The sequence below is a fragment of the Flavobacterium sp. WC2430 genome (assembly GCF_040822075.1).
In the GTDB taxonomy this organism is placed as follows: Bacteria; Bacteroidota; Bacteroidia; order Flavobacteriales; family Flavobacteriaceae; genus Flavobacterium.
In genome coordinates, this window is record NZ_CP162007.1 from 3482216 (window position 1) to 3498635 (window position 16420).

Annotated in this window: 17 protein-coding genes and 1 pseudogene; 16 read left to right on the forward strand and 2 right to left on the reverse strand. The window is 33.5% G+C overall.

The genetic code is table 11. The features are described 5' to 3' along the window. Positions 1-150 precede the first annotated feature (150 nt). The 4 genes from AB3G36_RS15170 (at position 151) to AB3G36_RS15185 (ending at position 2281) form a co-directional block, all read left to right on the forward strand. Positions 151-741 carry an HD family hydrolase gene (locus AB3G36_RS15170; protein ID WP_367754104.1) on the forward strand — a complete coding sequence of 197 codons (591 nt, stop codon included), beginning with the start codon at positions 151-153 and terminating at the stop codon, positions 739-741. Between the two features lie 70 nt (positions 742-811). Beyond that, positions 812-1105, forward strand: coding sequence for a DUF3861 domain-containing protein (locus AB3G36_RS15175; RefSeq protein WP_367754106.1), 294 nt, complete (start codon positions 812-814; stop codon positions 1103-1105). 41 nt (positions 1106-1146) lie between these two features. Further along, on the forward strand, positions 1147-1728 hold the full coding sequence (locus tag AB3G36_RS15180; RefSeq protein ID WP_367754108.1) for a TIGR00730 family Rossman fold protein: 582 nt from the start codon (positions 1147-1149) through the stop codon (positions 1726-1728). A 37-nt stretch (positions 1729-1765) separates the two neighbouring features. Next, positions 1766-2281: an N-acetyltransferase family protein gene (locus tag AB3G36_RS15185; protein WP_367754110.1), complete on the forward strand. Its 516-nt coding sequence runs from the start codon at positions 1766-1768 to the stop codon at positions 2279-2281. A gap of 117 nt (positions 2282-2398) precedes the next feature. On the opposite strand, the gene AB3G36_RS15190 is transcribed toward AB3G36_RS15185, so the two are convergent. Further along, positions 2399-2962, reverse strand: coding sequence for a DUF4494 domain-containing protein (locus tag AB3G36_RS15190; protein WP_367754112.1), 564 nt, complete (start codon positions 2960-2962; stop codon positions 2399-2401). 330 nt (positions 2963-3292) lie between these two features. On the opposite strand from AB3G36_RS15190, the gene AB3G36_RS15195 reads away from it, so the two are divergent. Genes AB3G36_RS15195 through AB3G36_RS15210 form a run of 4 tightly spaced genes read left to right on the forward strand, consistent with a single transcriptional unit; the run spans position 3293 to position 7917 of the window. Then, positions 3293-3925, forward strand: a complete 633-nt coding sequence (locus tag AB3G36_RS15195) for a TetR/AcrR family transcriptional regulator (RefSeq protein WP_367754114.1) — start codon at positions 3293-3295, stop codon at positions 3923-3925. Beyond that, a complete protein-coding gene (locus tag AB3G36_RS15200) occupies positions 3915-5243 on the forward strand; it encodes a TolC family protein (RefSeq protein ID WP_367754116.1) in 1329 nt (442 codons plus the stop codon). Before AB3G36_RS15195 ends, AB3G36_RS15200 begins: the two co-directional genes overlap by 11 nt. Before the next feature lie 12 nt (positions 5244-5255). After that, positions 5256-6335 (forward strand): HlyD family secretion protein, encoded by a 1080-nt coding sequence (locus AB3G36_RS15205; protein ID WP_367754118.1) that lies wholly within the window; start codon positions 5256-5258, stop codon positions 6333-6335. Position 6336: 1 nt separating this feature from the next. Further along, positions 6337-7917 carry an MDR family MFS transporter gene (locus tag AB3G36_RS15210; protein ID WP_367754120.1) on the forward strand — a complete coding sequence of 527 codons (1581 nt, stop codon included), beginning with the start codon at positions 6337-6339 and terminating at the stop codon, positions 7915-7917. A 63-nt stretch (positions 7918-7980) separates the two neighbouring features. Here AB3G36_RS15210 and yaaA read toward each other — a convergent pair whose 3' ends face one another. Next, on the reverse strand, positions 7981-8739 hold the full coding sequence (gene yaaA, locus AB3G36_RS15215) for a peroxide stress protein YaaA (RefSeq protein ID WP_367754122.1): 759 nt from the start codon (positions 8737-8739) through the stop codon (positions 7981-7983). Positions 8740-8916: 177 nt separating this feature from the next. On the opposite strand from yaaA, the gene AB3G36_RS15220 reads away from it, so the two are divergent. The 8 genes and pseudogenes from AB3G36_RS15220 (at position 8917) to AB3G36_RS15255 (ending at position 16292) form a co-directional block, all read left to right on the forward strand. Then, positions 8917-9438, forward strand: a complete 522-nt coding sequence (locus AB3G36_RS15220) for a GNAT family N-acetyltransferase (RefSeq protein ID WP_367754124.1) — start codon at positions 8917-8919, stop codon at positions 9436-9438. Positions 9439-9510: 72 nt separating this feature from the next. Then, the gene (locus AB3G36_RS15225) at positions 9511-10518 is read left to right on the forward strand and encodes an LLM class flavin-dependent oxidoreductase (protein ID WP_367754126.1); all 1008 of its coding nucleotides are present in this window, start codon (positions 9511-9513) and stop codon (positions 10516-10518) included. Between the two features lie 274 nt (positions 10519-10792). Then, positions 10793-11983: a Na+/H+ antiporter NhaA gene (gene nhaA / locus AB3G36_RS15230; RefSeq protein WP_367754128.1), complete on the forward strand. Its 1191-nt coding sequence runs from the start codon at positions 10793-10795 to the stop codon at positions 11981-11983. After that, positions 11964-13304 carry a TIGR00341 family protein gene (locus AB3G36_RS15235; RefSeq protein WP_367754130.1) on the forward strand — a complete coding sequence of 447 codons (1341 nt, stop codon included), beginning with the start codon at positions 11964-11966 and terminating at the stop codon, positions 13302-13304. The genes nhaA and AB3G36_RS15235 overlap by 20 nt, the downstream gene beginning before the upstream one ends. 237 nt (positions 13305-13541) lie before the next feature. Further along, entirely contained in the window at positions 13542-14390 is an 849-nt protein-coding gene (locus AB3G36_RS15240) for a transglutaminase domain-containing protein (protein WP_367754132.1), read from the forward strand. 82 nt (positions 14391-14472) lie between these two features. Then, a pseudogene (locus AB3G36_RS15245) lies at positions 14473-15312 on the forward strand (bifunctional helix-turn-helix domain-containing protein/methylated-DNA--[protein]-cysteine S-methyltransferase). 141 nt (positions 15313-15453) lie between these two features. Next, on the forward strand, positions 15454-15741 hold the full coding sequence (locus tag AB3G36_RS15250; RefSeq protein WP_367754134.1) for an Ada metal-binding domain-containing protein: 288 nt from the start codon (positions 15454-15456) through the stop codon (positions 15739-15741). Further along, on the forward strand, positions 15678-16292 hold the full coding sequence (locus AB3G36_RS15255) for an alpha-ketoglutarate-dependent dioxygenase AlkB (protein WP_367754136.1): 615 nt from the start codon (positions 15678-15680) through the stop codon (positions 16290-16292). The genes AB3G36_RS15250 and AB3G36_RS15255 overlap by 64 nt, the downstream gene beginning before the upstream one ends. Positions 16293-16420: the final 128 nt, after the last annotated feature.

Here is a 16420-nt window from a genome sequence, read left to right on the forward strand (position 1 = left end):
ATTACGTCTATTAGACAAATTTGCCCAGATTTGGGGTGATTGGCAAATCCGAAGAATGGACTTAATTTAGTCCCAAAAATTACAATAATAGCGGGAATTTAAAACTAAACAACATCAAACCACTAAAATTATTTTTAGATATTCATAACAATGCAAACCGACAATTTATTAAAACAAGTCAATTTTATTAAAGAAATAGACAAGCTGAAATACATTCAACGTAAAACAAAATTGTTCAACAGCGAGAGACACGAAAATGATGCTGAACACAGTTGGCATTTAGCCATGATGACAATTGTATTGGCAGAACATTCAAACCAACCAATTGACATACTAAAGGTGTTAAAAATGGTTTTAATTCATGACGTTGTTGAAATCGATGCAGGAGATACTTTTATTTACGACACTCAAAAAAATCATACCAATACTGATGAAGAGCGTATAGCTGCAAAACGAATATTTGGCCTTTTACCAACAGAACAAGCCGAAGAATTTATTGCTATTTGGGACGAATTTGAAAAAGGAATAACTAATGAAGCTCAATTTGCAAAATCAATGGATCGTTTTGAACCATTGCTACAAAATACGTCAAATAATGGAGGAACTTGGGCCGAATTTAATGTGCCTTACCAAAAAGTTTACGATAAGAAAAAAGCAATTAAAAATGGTTCGGCTACCATTTGGAAATATGCAGAAAACTTAATTAAAGAAAGTGTTGAAAAAGGAATTCTAAAAAAATAATAGTGACACAACAAGAAAAATGACTTTCAATCACAAGCAAATAGTACAAAAAACTAAACAAAAACAAAACATGTTGAATAAAAGAAATAATAAATACAAAATCTCATTACAAGAAATTGAGTTAAAAGAAGGAACATCATCTGGAAAAACAGTAGAATTTGAATTTGAAAACCATGATAACATCCTCTCTTTAATTGAAATGACAAAAGACAGTGACCGTTTTGAAAACAAAGCCGAGAACGTCGAATTTATTGTGGGATTAAAATTATTTAGTGAAGTACTGTTACGAAATAGATATAATCCATTGTTTGAAGATTTTGCTCCTGCATTCAAAGAATTCATAAATAAGCTAAAAGGGAAATAAAGGCAATTTTAGCCATGGAATAATACAAAACCAGACAAAAAATGAAAAGAATAACTGTATTTTGTGGCTCTAGTTTTGGAACTGAGGACATTTATAAATCACAAGCTACTTTGCTTGGACAAACACTGGCAAAACAAAACATGGAATTGGTTTATGGCGGTGCCAATGTAGGACTTATGGGCGCTGTTGCAGATGGTGTTTTAAAAGAAGGTGGAAAAGTTATTGGGGTATTGCCTCATTTCTTAAAATCAAAAGAAATTGCCCACGAACATTTAACAGAGTTAATCTTGGTTGACAGCATGCACGAAAGAAAAACCAAAATGAACGAGCTTTGTGATGGAGTGATTGCTTTACCTGGAGGTTTTGGAACATTGGAAGAGTTTTTTGAAATGCTGACTTGGGCTCAATTAGGACTGCACAAAAAGCCAATAGCTATTTTAAATATTGACGGCTTTTATGATTCGCTAAATATCATGATTCAAACAATGGTAGACAACGGTTTTTTGAAAGAAGTAAACCAGCAAATGCTTATAGTGAGTGACAATATAGAAGAGCTTTTGAACAAAATGCAAAATTATGTTGCTCCTACAGTTGGTAAATGGATTAACAAAGAAAATCTTTAATGACAATAGATAATTAAAAAAACCACAAATTACAATAATGAATTATCACTTTAGAAAAGCGGAACTATCCGAAGTAGCTCCAATATGGGAAATTTTACAACAAGCAATCATTCGAAGAAAAGTAGAAGGTAGTGCGCAATGGCAAGATGGTTACCCTAACCCAGATGTGGTACAAAATGACATTGAAAAAGGAGAAGGTTTTGTTCTGGTTGATGGAGAAACAATTATTGGGTACAGCGCAGTAATCATAAATGACGAACCTGCTTATGCTGGTATTGAAGGAAAATGGTTGACAAATGATGATTTTGTAGTAATTCATAGAGTCGCGCTTTCTGAAAACTATTTGGGCAAAGGACTCGCTAAATTGATTATGGGTTGTGTAGAAGATTTTGCACTACAAAACAATATTTACAGCATCAAAGCCGACACGAATTTTGATAATTTTCCGATGATGAAAACATTTGAAAGCCTTGGTTATGTTTTATGTGGCGACGTTTTTTTTAGAGGCGCTCCTAGAAAAGCATATGAAAAAGTATTGAATAAACGCAACTAGTTCCTATTCAGTACGAACTTCAATCTAAAAAGTAAAAGACCGCAAATTAGCAAATTATTAAAACCGCTTCATTGGTTTAATTTGCAAATTTGCGGTCTCTATTTTTTAGAAATAGGATTAAACAGTAGTCTCTTCTTCCACTTCGTCTTCTATGACAAATTCCATATGATCTTCGACTTCAACACCTACTTCAGGTTTAGAGGCTTTCAGTGCATTGAATCTTTCTAATTGTTCTAATTCTCCTTCTTCACCACTAAAATAAGGAAATACATCCATTATAGGCGATTCAGTAATAGCAGGAATACTATAATCTCCCATAGTTCCTTTCATCACCGCTGTTGTATTATCAAACGCTTCTTTTACATCATTGGCTTGCAATAAGATATACATATTGGTCTTGCGTTCTTTACCGCTTTCTTCGTCATAAGCCAATAAAGATACTTTGGATTTAAACCACCGATCACTATTTTCGAAGGGATGGATCTCCGCATAATTCGCCACTTTGATATTCGTGATTTTAAACTCTTCACTAATATATGCCGACATCTCTTCGTTAATTCTGCTCTCCGCCTCTGTATATGATAAAGCGTCAACTAAATAAGGTTCCGTTGTAACCTTTTGTAATCCAGTTTCATCAGTTTTTCTATATTTTACTTTGCATTCGTACCAAGTTGAACTCATAATTTTTTATTTAAGGATGTCAAAGATAGATTTTAAAGCAAAAAATAAACCCTATTCGTGAAATAGATATTCACAATTTCAAAATGATATTTAAACTGCTGACTTTCCAACTTTTTAATTAGCAAAAAAGATACAATAATACAAACCCAATTGCGAAGAAGTGACCTAGAGCCTTTTAAAATAGATTTTTTTAATTTTTAAATTCCAAAATGCGCTCTAAAAAGACAACCACAAAAAACATAACGATTTCAATGTTAATATTATGTTAAATTTAATTTAAACGATTGTTTAAATTAAACGGTTGTTTAATTTTGTATCCAATTAAAAAGTATGTCAGTAGAAACCAATTTTAACGATAAGCAAATTCAAATACTACAAGTAGCTGAATCCCTTTTTGCCGAAAAAGGATTTGATGGTACTTCGATTAGAAATATTGCAAAAGAAGCCAAAATAAATATTGCAATGGTTTCTTATTATTTTGGATCAAAAGAGCGTTTGTTAGAATCATTAATCCTCTATAGAGCTACCGATATTAAATTACAATTAGACAATTTAATATTAGAGAATTTAGATCCAATGGAAAAGATTAACAAACTAATCGAATTATACATTGATCGTGTTCTTTGCTACAAAGGAATTTATAAAATTTTACATTTTGAATTTTCTTCTAAAAAGAGAAACGTAAACTTGGAGGCTTTTATTGAGTTAAAAAAAGGAAACTTAAAATCCCTAGAAACAATTATTGTTGAAGGTCAAGCAAAAGGTATTTTTAGAAAAGATATTATCATCCCACTTATAACACCCACAATACTAGGTACCTTTTTTCATTTTCAAACTAATAGACCTTTCTTTGAAACATTATTAAACCTTCATACCGACGAATTGTATAACAATTATATAAAAACTGATTTAACAAAACACATTCAACAAACAATAAAAGCGCTATTAATATATGAAAGTTAGTCAACTCATGCTTTTTGGATTTTTCTTTATTGGAATTTCCTCCGTGGAAGCACAAGACAAAACGAGTTTAACACTCGATCAAGCTATTCAAATGGCTTGGAGCAAAAGTAATGAAGTCACATTAGCAAACACAAAAGTGGAAACTTCAAGACTTGAATTGCAATCAACCAAAAATGATAAGTATCCTAACTTTAAAGTTTCTGGACAGTACCAAAGGTTAACTAAAGCAACTATTGACTTAAAAATCAATAACAATAGTAGTAGCTCAGAACCTATGCCAGTGGTTGATCAATTATTACTTGGGCAAGCCAATGCTACTCTACCTTTATTTGCTGGTTTTAAAACGGTAAATAAAATCAAGGTATCAGATAATATGTACCAGGCCGAGACTGCAAATGCATTACAAACTAAAGAAGAAGTAGCTATGAAAGTGGTTAATTTTTATGCTAGTTTGTATAAAGCACAAAAAACGGTGGAATTGCTAAAAGAAAATCAAAAAAGTGCAAAACAACGTGTAGTTGATTTTATTCAATTAGAAAAAAATGGAATCATTCCTAGAAATGATTTATTAAAATCACAACTTCAAGTTTCAAAAATTCAATTGACATTAGACAGAGCCATTAGCGATTTAAACGTGGTAAACTTTGAGCTGATTAGTCTTTTAAAAATGGACCCTAAGACGAAACTAGAAGTTAGAGAAAGTGATTTTGCTGACTTTCAAATGAATAATATTCCTACCGATGACCAACTTGCATTACAAAATCGTAAAGATCTTGAAGCGGTACAATTACAAGAAAAAGCAAGTTTGGCTAATATAAAAGTAGCGAAAAGTGGTTACTACCCTTCTATATCGCTTATTGGAGGTTATACAGCCTTGAATTTAAAAAATGTTATTACGGTGCAAAATGCAATGAATATTGGTGTTGGCGTATCTTACGATATCAGCGGGATTTTGAAAAACGGAACCAATGTAAAAATTGCGGAAAGCAAAGCACTTGAAATTCAAAACTCAGAGGCTATGCTTACTGACTACATCAAAATACAAGTTCAAAAAGCAATCGAAGATTATGATTTGGCTCTAAAACAAAATGTGGTTTATAACCAAGCAGTGGAACAAGCATCCGAAAATTATAGAATCATAAAAGATAAATATGACAATGGACTTTCGGACACCAATGATTTATTAGAAGCCGATGTGGAACAACTAGGCTCTAATATCAATAAAACATTGGCTAGAGCAAATGTTATTCAAAAATATTATGAGCTGCTTTCCGTAAGCGGACAATTAAACCAAACCTTCAATCTTTCAAAAATATAATCAATACCCAAAATGGAAAAGAAAAAATCAAACCCAAAGTTTATCATAATAATAGCTTCATTAGTGCTATTAGGTCTTGCTTATGGAACTTATAAATACATCCACTCGCTTTCTCATGAAGGGACTGATGATGCCCAGATTGAAAAAAACATGAATCCTATTATACCAAGAGTATCAGGATATGTGAGTAAAGTTTACATTAAAGACAATGACTTTGTAAAAAAAGGAGATACTCTATTTACAATTGACAAAAGAGATTATCAATTAAAAATTGATGAAGCAACTGCAAATTTAGCTGCAGCCGAAGGAAATTTTGAAGTTTCAAAAGCGGATATTGGTAGTATTTTAGCTAGTATTTCAGTATCAGATGCCAACGTAAGATCAGCAGGTGGAAATATCGAATCTGCGAGAATTAAATTGGGACGTATGACTAGCGATTACAACAGGTATAATAATTTATATCAATCACATACGATTACAAAACAACAATACGAACAAGCATTAGCAGCAAAACAAGAAGCTGAAAATGAAGTTCGCATTTTACAACAGCAAGAAAAAGCGTCAGCTTTTCAAAAATCGGTTAATGTAGCTAAGTCAAAATCATCCGACAAACAAACGGATGTAGCAGCAGCCAACATTAAAAGAGCAAAAGCATTATTGGACACGGCCATTTTAAATTTAAGTTACACAATTGTAACAGCTGCAATTGATGGTCAAGTTTCTAAAATTGATATTCAACCAGGACAATTAGTTCAACCGGGACAATCCCTTTTTTATATCATCAATAACAATCAAGCTTGGGTTATTGCTAATTTCAAAGAAACGCAATTGAACAAAATGGTAGCTGGACAAAAAGTAACATTGAAAGTAGATGCGTATCCTGATTACGAATTTAAAGGGACTATCACTTCATTTTCACCAGCCACAGGGGCACGTTTTTCTATCTTGCCTCCTGATAATGCAACTGGTAATTTTGTAAAAACAATTCAACGTTTGCCTGTAAAAATTAATATCGATACAGACAACGATGTTGAGAAAATAAAATTATTGCGTCCAGGAATGAACGTGGATGTTGACGTACATATAAAATAAAATGGTAAAATCAGAAGACGATTTAGTAGAATACGGCTTTAGAAGAATCATTATTACAATAACAGCAGTACTATGTGCTTTACTAGAAATTGTAGATACTACTATTGTCAATGTTGCACTAACTAATATGCGAGGAAGCCTTGGAGCTACGTTAACTGATGTGGCTTGGGTAATTACTGCTTATGCTATTGCAAATGTAATTGTGATTCCAATGACGAGTTGGCTTTCACAACAATTTGGAAGACGTAATTATTTTGCCGTTTCCATCATCATTTTCACAACAGCGTCCTTTTTATGTGGTAATGCAACCAATATTTGGGAACTAGTAGCCTTTCGATTTATTCAAGGGCTTGGTGGTGGCGCACTATTGGTGACTGCACAAACGATTATTACGGAGAGTTATCCTATCGCTAAACGAGGAATGGCACAGGCTATTTATGGAATGGGAGTTATTGTAGGACCTACATTAGGACCGCCTTTAGGAGGGTATCTTGTGGATCATTTCTCCTGGCCTTATATTTTTTATATCAATATCCCTCTAGGAATCATTGCTACACTTTTGACTTTAACTTTTGTTAGAAGTCCAAAATATGGTGAGAAATTAAAATCAAATCAAGTCGACTGGATTGGAATTATTCTTTTGGCAACTTTCATTGGTTCGTTACAATTTGTATTAGAACACGGTCAGCAAGACGATTGGTTTAATGACGGATTGATACTAAGTTTAAGTGTTATCACCGTATTTGGTTTGATTTTATTTATTTGGAGAGAGTTGACTTATAAATACCCCATTGTAAACTTGAGTGTTTTAAAAGATGGAAATTTAAGAATTGGTACTGTTATGTGCTTCATCTTAGGTTTTGGATTATATGGTTCGACTTTGATTATTCCTATTTATACGCAATCCATTTTAGGCTGGACCGCTACAGATGCGGGTCTATTATTAATTCCTGGATCTATAACAACCGCTTTCATGATGCCTATTATAGGTAAATTGATTCAAAAAGGAGTGCCGCAAGGATATATGGTAGGTGTAGGATTTTTAATTTTCTTTTTCTTTACTTTAATGATGCATAATAACATGACTCCTGATACTGGAACAGAGCATCTGTATTGGCCATTAATTTTAAGAGGAATTGGTTTAGGTTTATTATTTGTACCTATCACAACTTTATCTCTTTCTACTTTATCCGGTAAACATATTGGTGAAGGAGCTGCATTTACAGGGATGATGAGACAATTGGGAGGGTCGTTTGGTATTGCAATCATTACCACATTTATAACAAGATTCAGTCAAGAACACCGTGTTAACTTAGTAGCTCATTTAGACGGAAGTAGATTCGAAGTACAACAACGAGTGATACAATTACAGCGTGCTTTTATGTCTAAAGGTTTTACTGCTAATGAAGCATTAAAAAAAGCCTATCAAGCCATTGATTATGCAGTTATGAAACAAAGTACAGTTTTATCGTATATGGATATTTTCTTATACTTAGGAATCATGTTTTTATGTTGTATTCCAATTATATTTTTAATCAAAAAAGGAAAAAATAAGATCAATCCTGCCGATGCTATGCATTAATAATAAACAAAAAAACGCCGATATCACAATTGATACCGGCGTTTTTTTTATAATGTAAAATGTTTATCTAGTAAAAACCAAATGATTTCCTTTGGATAAATTAGCATCAAATTGGTAGCCATCATAATTGAATCCTTTCAAATCATCAATCGTTTTGGCATTGGTATCAATAATATAACGCACCATCATTCCCCTCGCCTTCTTGGCAAAAAAACTAATTATCTTTAGTTTCCCATCTTTATAATCCTTAAAATCTGGAGTAATTATAGGAACTTTCAAGGCTTTTACATCAATTGCAGAAAAATATTCATTACTAGCCAAATTAATAAATAAATCCCCTTTTTTAAGTTCTTTATTCAACGCTTTTGTAATAGTTGTTTTCCAATATTCATATAAATTTTTGCTTTCGCCAATAGGCAATTTGGTTCCCATTTCCAGTCGGTACGCTTGCATTAAATCCAATGGTTTCAACAAGCCGTATAGGCCTGATAGAATTCGTAAACTATCTTGTAAAGTAGCTAATTTATCCAATGGAATCGAGTAGGCATCTAATCCAGTGTAGACGTCACCATCAAATGTGTAAAGAGCAGGACGAGCGTTTTCTATGGTAAAAGGTGTTTTCCAATCTTGGTTTCTTTGCCAATTTAAATTAGCCAGATTTTCTGAAATATCCATCAATTCTGATAAATTTTTTGGAGATTCTTGTTTCAATACTTTATGAATCTGTCTTGATTCTTTCAAAAATGAAGGTTCAGTATGTTGTAGTGTAGGCAATTCTTTTTCAAAATTCAAAGATTTGGCAGGCGAGATAACAATTTTCATAAATAATCCTTTTTCAGGTTGATGCTATTAACGTCCCAAAAGTACAAATTGCAAATAAGAATTCCCTATTTGTAAATTGAATAGTTCTATGGAGAAATAGAAATTAAAAATGGTTTCAAGTTTTATTTACATTATTTTTGAGTTTGATAAGAAATTAAAAATATAGTTTAAAATATCATGACACTAATCTCCATAAAAAAAGCTTCTTTATCGGATTTAGATACGCTACAAAAAATAGGTAAGCAAACCTTCATGGAAACATTTGAACTGGTAAATACTCCCGAAAACATTGCTAATTACCTGGAACAAAGTTTCAATACTACTCAATTGACAACCGAACTTAACAACCCTGACTCTCAATTTTATCTAGCTGTTTTAGAACAAGAAGTAATTGGGTATCTTAAAATAAATTTTGGCAAAGCCCAAACTGAATTAATCAATGAACGCGCTTTAGAAATCCACCGAATTTATGTATTACAACAATTTCACGGAAAAAAAGTAGGTCAACTATTTATTGATGAAGTATTGAAAGTGGTACAACAAAAACCTGTTGAATATATTTGGTTAGGCGTTTGGGAAGAAAATCATAGAGCAATAGCATTCTATACTAAAAATGGCTTCACTCCATTTGACAAACATATTTTTACACTAGGAAATGATGTTCAAACTGATCTATTAATGAAACGTCAAATCCATTAATGAACAGACTGCATCACCAAATTTAGAATACAAAGGGGACTTATATAACGTCTCCAAATTAAATCAATAACAATGAAAAACAAATTCCATAACATCCCCATATCCATTTTAGATTTAGCCGTAATTTTAGAAGGAAAAACAGCAGCTAATTCTTTTAAAAATAGTTTGAGTCTAGCCCAAAAAGCAGAAAACCTTGGCTACAATAGGTTTTGGTTAGCAGAACATCATAATATGGCAAGTATCGCTTCATCAGCAACTTCAATTTTAATAGGCCATATCGCCAATGGGACTTCAACAATTAGAGTGGGCTCAGGAGGCATCATGTTACCCAATCATGCGCCTCTAATTGTTGCAGAACAATTTGGAACTCTAGCTTCCCTATATCCTGACCGCATTGATTTAGGTCTAGGACGTGCTCCAGGAACAGATCAATTGACGGCAAGAGCGTTACAAAGAAACGATCAGGCTGCTTTTGAATTTCCAAAAACGGTACGAGAATTACAAGAGTATTTATCGATTGAAAATAGGGACTCACCAGTAAGAGCCATTCCTGGAGAAGGATTAAACATCCCCATTTGGATATTGGGTTCAAGTACGGATAGCGCTCGATTAGCGGCTTCGTTTGGGTTGCCTTATGCTTTTGCAAGTCATTTCGCACCACAACAACTGCTAGAAGCTTTACGCATTTATAGAACCAATTTTAAACCATCGGAACATTTAAAAGAACCGTACGTAATGGCTTGTGTAAATGTTACCGCTGCCGAAACTACCCATGAAGCACAAGTACTTGCCACTTCGATGCAAAAAATATTTTTAGGAATACTTACTAATGATAGGAGACCGCTACAACCTGCTGATGAGAATTTTAAAATCAATGACGAAGCAAAAAGTGTTTTGAGACAGTTTTTAGCCTATTCATTTGTAGGAAGCCCATCTGATATAAAAACAGCACTTGAGCAATTTGTTGAAGAAACTCAAATCGATGAACTTATGGTTGTTTCGCATATCTATGATCATGAAGCAAGATTAAATTCTTATAAAATTATTAAAGAATCACAAGATGTTACAAAAAAAGATTAATCCTATTTAATTTAAACTAACCATACCACAATTAGATTCAATGAATTGGAATCCTAGTCTTTAAAAGAGATGTTATTTTAGGCAGATTGTAAAAAATAGGCCGTTAGAATACATTTTTAAAAATTTCTATTGCTAATTTTTAAAACATTATTATCCCTTTCTACAATGGGATTTACTTTGAATTGGTTATTTTTGTGAATTGTACCCTAACCAATAAAAATCAAATACGCCATCGGCACATTTCCGAGTTTTGGTAAAAAAAAATAAAGACTACATGAAAATAAAAATGAAGAAGACAATAAAGAAGATTTATAATAGTGAATTATTTAATGAGTTTTTTGAAAATGAGAAAGCCAGCGGAATCATCTTAATAGGATGCACTTTATTTTCCTTATTTATGGCCAATTCGATTTTCGGATCACAATATTTACATACTTGGCATACTCAATTTGCAGGTGAAAGCTTAGAATATTGGATAAATGATGGTTTAATGACCATTTTCTTTTTATTGATTGGATTGGAATTAGAGCGCGAAATATATGAAGGAGAATTATCCAATATAAAAGATGCTTTGTTACCTATTTTTGCTGCCTTAGGTGGTATGATAGTGCCCGCAGGCTTGTACCTTTTTCTAAATTATGGAACTGTTGCCCATTCAGGAGCAGGAATTCCTATGGCGACTGATATCGCCTTTGCCTTGGGTATCCTATCATTATTAGGAAGCCGAGTTCCGCTGTCATTAAAGATCTTTTTAACAGCTTTAGCCGTTATCGATGATTTAGGGGCTATATTAGTAATCGCCATTTTCTATACAAAAACCATTTTTTGGGGCAATCTATTTAGTGCTTTTGGAGTATTATTAGTTCTTTTCATATTAAATAGAATGAAAGTCCGTAATTTAATACCTTACCTTATTGGTGGTGTAATTATGTGGTGGTTCATGCTTCATTCAGGAATACATGCTACAGTTACGGGGGTATTATTGGCTTTTGTAATTCCTTTTGGTAATGGTGATAAAAAATCAACTTCTTATAAATTACAGCATTTTCTACATAAACCTGTTGGATTCATTATTCTTCCTTTATTTGCATTAGCGAATACTGCTATAGTAATTGGGGCTGATATCGTTGATATTGTAACACAACACTATAGTTTAGGAATCGCCTTAGGATTAGTCATAGGAAAACCTGTAGGTATATTTGTATTTAGCTTTTTAGCGGTTTCAGTAGGGTTATGTAAATTACCTGACGACTTAAATTGGAAAACAATATTTGCAGTAGGCTTTTTAGGAGGAATTGGCTTTACCATGTCAATATTCATTACTTTACTTGCTTTTACTGATCAAACCATTATTAGCCATGCAAAATTTGCGATTCTACTTTCTTCATTAATTGCAGGTATAATTGGATTGTTATTCTTGAAAAAAACGTTAAAAGTGGAAGCAGATGCAAGCAACTCTAACTAAATTAATTGCTTATATCAACCTCCATAAAGGGGAAGAAGATAAAAATAAAGTCTTGGACGACGTAAAGTCCAACATTTCATTTAGAGGCTCTAATCTATGGATTTTAGCATGTGCTATTGTAGTGGCGTCTATAGGGTTAAATGTAAATTCGACTGCCGTAATTATTGGAGCGATGCTTATATCTCCGTTAATGGGACCTATTGTAGGTGCTGGATTTAGTCTAGGAATTTATGATTTTAATTTACTTAATAAGTCCCTCAAGAATCTTTTGGTAGCCACATTAGTTGGTTTATTTGTATCGACAATCTATTTCTATGTTAGCCCTTTTAAAGAAGCTCAACCGGAATTATTATCCAGAACTGCACCCAATATCTATGATATTTTGATCGCCTTTTTTGGTGGAATTGTGGGTGCCGTAGCAATAACCCGAGTTGAAAAAGGAAATCCAATTCCGGGAGTAGCAATTGCAACTGCCCTAATGCCTCCACTTTGTACTGCTGGTTATGGATTGGCATTAGGGAACCTAAAATTCTTTTTTGGAGCTATGTATTTATACTCCATAAATTGTGTTTTTATTTGTATTTCCACTTTTTTAATTGTCAAGTTTCTAAAGTACCCTGTAAAAAAACAGCTAGATGAAAAGCATCAAAAACAAGTTAAAAATAGTATCACCATCTTAATCACACTTTTAGTACTTCCTAGTATTTATTTTGCCTACCAACTGTTTCAGGAAAAAAAATACCAACATCAAATAGATGTTTTTATGGAAACGGAATTTACAAATAAAGGGATTGCTATTTTATACAAAAAAACCAAATTCAATGTCAGCCCAAAAAAACTCGAACTTGGTTTTCTAACCAAACGATATAGTGACAAAGAGATTAAAGCACTTAATGAAAAATTAAAGCTTTATGATATCAACAACACTAAATTGATTGTGATACAAGACACCACAGATCTTAAAAGTGATATTCTAAACGAAATCAATTTCAACAAATCTGTATTAAGTCAAAAAGATGTGACGATATTAAATCTAAAAAAAGAAATTACAAATAATAGATACGATAACAAAGCCATTCTATCCGAGATAAAAATTCTATTTCCTGAGATTGAAAACATTTCGATATCCAATCATACTTTTAATGAAAACACCGACAGTACAAAAATAGTTCCTGTTGTGATTTATAATAGTAAAAAAGAAATATCTGATTCCTCAAAAGCAAAATTAACTCTTTGGTTAGAACAACGCTTGACAAAAAAAGAAATCGAAATTTATAATAATCCCACTAAGGAAAAAACTACTGGTAAAACTAAAAAATAATCTTTTGACACACTAGTTTCATAAAGAAGCCCCTTCTAATTAAATCACAATCTTGACTTATCTCGATTGTGATTTTTTTTTGTTCTAGTTCATCCTAGCAAAGTATAAATTCGATTTTCTTAAAAAACACGCATTTTATCCAAGGTATCTGATTATAATCGGTTAATTTAGTTAATACTGCATTTAATTATTAGCTTTAAATTAGTTTGACAGACACGAACCTAAATTTTACACATTATGGGTAAATCTTTACACTGGTACTTACGAAGACATCCTTTATTATACAAAATACGTTATAGATTAGTTTCAAAAAAAGTGCCTGTATCTACTATTGAAAAATTTTGCTACAATACAATCAATAAGAAAAAAGATATCCCATCTCTTTATTTTGAGTTGAACCAATCCATTTTTGGTGATAACTATAAAAATCGAACTGATCTAAAAAAGGCAAAAAAAATTGCGAAATGGCTTAAAAATAATATTAAAGGAGGGCCTGGCTTGGGGAAATCATCTCAAAACGCATTGATTAAAATGCTTGCTGGACAAGGTGGTGTTTGCAGTGATTTAGCACAGGTATTTAATAATTTTTGTGTTATTAATGATCTAAAAGTAAAGGAATGGGGCTTAAAAATTGAATCCAAAGACAGTAATCTTAGAGGGGGACATTCCTTCAATGAAGTGTATTCTAGCGAATTAGAAAAATGGATTGCAATTGATGTTTCAAAGTCGATTTTATTTTATCAAACGAATTCGAAACAACCCCTATCGGTTATCGAAATGATTGATTTAAAAACAGAAAACCAAGAAATTTATTTTACTAATTTCAACAAAAAAAAGCAACTTGACGAAGACCGCGTTAGAGATCTTTACTTCACCCCTAATTCAAACCCTTTTTTAATTACCCATTACAGCAATAAAACCTACGATACTTTTCTGGATACTTTAGGATTTCTTCCAGAATCCATTATTCACGGATTAATTTATCTTACGGGGAACAGTTATGTATATGAGTTTCCAATTATTACCTCTAAAAAGCAAGTAGCTGCCAATAAAATAGTGGTTCAAGAACACCATTTTTCCATTTAAAAGTCAAGTAAAACTAAAAGTAGCAAGTTTCGGATTTTATACTCCTATTTAACTTCCGATATTTGTCTTCTAAAAAGAAAACATGGATACTCCTGAAGCCCTTAATTACCATCGCATAGCTACCGCAATTGAATACATTAAAAATCATTTTAAAGACCAACCCAATCTGGATGAAGTGGCTGCCAAAGTAAACCTAAGCCCATTTCATTTTCAGCGTCTTTTTACGGAATGGGCAGGCACAAGTCCCAAGAAGTTTCTACAATACATTAGCGTAGCCCATGCTAAGAAGTTACTGAAGTAAAACCAAACCACCCTTTTTGAAACAGCCTATGAAACGGGACTTTCGGGCAGTAGCCGCCTGCATGATTTGTTTGTAAATATTGAAGGCATGACACCTGCGGAATATAAAAATGGGGGTAAAAACCTAGTCATCAATTATAGTTTTGCTTTCACTCCTTTTGGGACTATCCTTATTGCCTCAACCCTTAAAGGCATTTGCCATATGGCTTTCGCCGAAGAGGAAACGGCAGCAATAGAAACATTACAAAGTCAGTATCCCAATGCACAATTCCAGGAAAGAGAAGATCAATTGCAACAAAATGCTTTACATATTTTTAAGAATCCTAAGGATAAACTACAAGAAATAAAGTTGCATCTCAAAGGCACTGATTTTCAACTAAAAGTATGGGAAACCTTGCTGAAAATCCCTTTAGGCCAACTCACCACTTACGGTGGCATCGCCCAACAAATAGGAAAAACAAATGCCTCCAGAGCCGTTGGTACTGCTATCGGCAAGAATCCAGTAGCCTTTTTAATTCCGTGTCACCGCGTGATTCAGTCTACGGGTACACTGGGCGGTTATATGTGGGGAAACACTCGAAAAACAGCCATTATAGGATGGGAAGCCTCTAAACAGCAATAAAACTTAAACTTTTATGTGATTAAACCACCTAATTAATTTTGAAAAATAGTAGGGCGTGCCCCCTACGGGTCGGGCTTTACGTTGCAATCTCCCGTGAAAAACGGGAGGATTTCCACTGCAATCCCTCACGCAAATCCAACTATGATCACACATACTCAAATCACCGATGCCGAGCTCAAAGTCAAAATCAAACACCAAGAAATTGCCTTTGGGGGCAACCTCAAACTCTACATTTACGGCACCCTGCAGTGCAAATCCGGTAAACGAATGAAAAGAGAAAATCGCGTGTTTTTTTCCTCCGAAGATGAAGCAATCCAAAACAATTTCCGACCTTGTGGTCATTGTATGAAAACCCAATATAAGCAATGGATTTATTCAACCCAGAACCAGACCAAAACACAAACCTATTGCCCAAAGACGGCACCGTAAACTATTATGGCACCTTAATGACGCCAACCAAAGCCTATGAATATTTGGCCGAATTACTGGAAAACATAGACTGGCAAAACGACCAAGCCATCATTTTTGGCAAACTCATCATTACCAAACGCAAAGTCGCTTGGTATGGCAATGCCAATTACAACTACACCTACTCTAACACCACCAAACAAGCCTTGCCTTGGACAGCCGCTTTACTGGAACTCAAAGCACTGGCCGAAGCAACCACTGGCGAAACCTACAATTCCTGCTTACTCAATTTATACCATGACGGCAACGAAGGCATGGCGTGGCACAGCGATGGTGAAAAAGACCTCAAGAAAAACGGCGCCATCGCTTCGCTGAGTTTTGGTGCTGAACGCAAGTTTGCTTTTAAGCACAAAGAAACCAAAGAAACCGTTTCTAGAATACTACAAAACGGCAGCCTGCTGGTCATGAAAGACCAAACCCAAACCCACTGGTTGCATCGCCTCCCTCCTACTACACTCATCAATAAACCCAGAGTAAATCTCACTTTTAGAACAATTGTGGTAGGGCAATAAATTATTTTAATAAATATCACTAAATGTGGGTATAGGATTATTAATTTATAATTAAGTTATTTACTACAAAGTAAATTAACAGCAATACCATTGTATTGAAAAGGTAATAGAAGTTGATGTTATATACA

What these genes read in the sequence shown, in the direction of transcription:
- AB3G36_RS15170 (WP_367754104.1), top strand. Translation starts at nt 151, where the DNA reads ATGCAAACCGACAATTTATTAAAACAAGTCAATTTTATTAAAGAAATA.
- AB3G36_RS15190 (WP_367754112.1), bottom strand. Translation starts at nt 2,962, where the DNA reads ATGAGTTCAACTTGGTACGAATGCAAAGTAAAATATAGAAAAACTGAT.
- AB3G36_RS15180 (WP_367754108.1), top strand. Translation starts at nt 1,147, where the DNA reads ATGAAAAGAATAACTGTATTTTGTGGCTCTAGTTTTGGAACTGAGGAC.
- AB3G36_RS15175 (WP_367754106.1), top strand. Translation starts at nt 812, where the DNA reads ATGTTGAATAAAAGAAATAATAAATACAAAATCTCATTACAAGAAATT.
- AB3G36_RS15195 (WP_367754114.1), top strand. Translation starts at nt 3,293, where the DNA reads ATGTCAGTAGAAACCAATTTTAACGATAAGCAAATTCAAATACTACAA.
- AB3G36_RS15250 (WP_367754134.1), top strand. Translation starts at nt 15,454, where the DNA reads ATGATCACACATACTCAAATCACCGATGCCGAGCTCAAAGTCAAAATC.
- nhaA (WP_367754128.1), top strand. Translation starts at nt 10,793, where the DNA reads ATGAAAATAAAAATGAAGAAGACAATAAAGAAGATTTATAATAGTGAA.
- AB3G36_RS15225 (WP_367754126.1), top strand. Translation starts at nt 9,511, where the DNA reads ATGAAAAACAAATTCCATAACATCCCCATATCCATTTTAGATTTAGCC.
- AB3G36_RS15255 (WP_367754136.1), top strand. Translation starts at nt 15,678, where the DNA reads ATGGATTTATTCAACCCAGAACCAGACCAAAACACAAACCTATTGCCC.
- AB3G36_RS15200 (WP_367754116.1), top strand. Translation starts at nt 3,915, where the DNA reads ATGAAAGTTAGTCAACTCATGCTTTTTGGATTTTTCTTTATTGGAATT.
- AB3G36_RS15220 (WP_367754124.1), top strand. Translation starts at nt 8,917, where the DNA reads ATGACACTAATCTCCATAAAAAAAGCTTCTTTATCGGATTTAGATACG.
- AB3G36_RS15240 (WP_367754132.1), top strand. Translation starts at nt 13,542, where the DNA reads ATGGGTAAATCTTTACACTGGTACTTACGAAGACATCCTTTATTATAC.
- AB3G36_RS15205 (WP_367754118.1), top strand. Translation starts at nt 5,256, where the DNA reads ATGGAAAAGAAAAAATCAAACCCAAAGTTTATCATAATAATAGCTTCA.
- AB3G36_RS15210 (WP_367754120.1), top strand. Translation starts at nt 6,337, where the DNA reads ATGGTAAAATCAGAAGACGATTTAGTAGAATACGGCTTTAGAAGAATC.
- yaaA (WP_367754122.1), bottom strand. Translation starts at nt 8,739, where the DNA reads ATGAAAATTGTTATCTCGCCTGCCAAATCTTTGAATTTTGAAAAAGAA.
- AB3G36_RS15235 (WP_367754130.1), top strand. Translation starts at nt 11,964, where the DNA reads ATGCAAGCAACTCTAACTAAATTAATTGCTTATATCAACCTCCATAAA.
- AB3G36_RS15185 (WP_367754110.1), top strand. Translation starts at nt 1,766, where the DNA reads ATGAATTATCACTTTAGAAAAGCGGAACTATCCGAAGTAGCTCCAATA.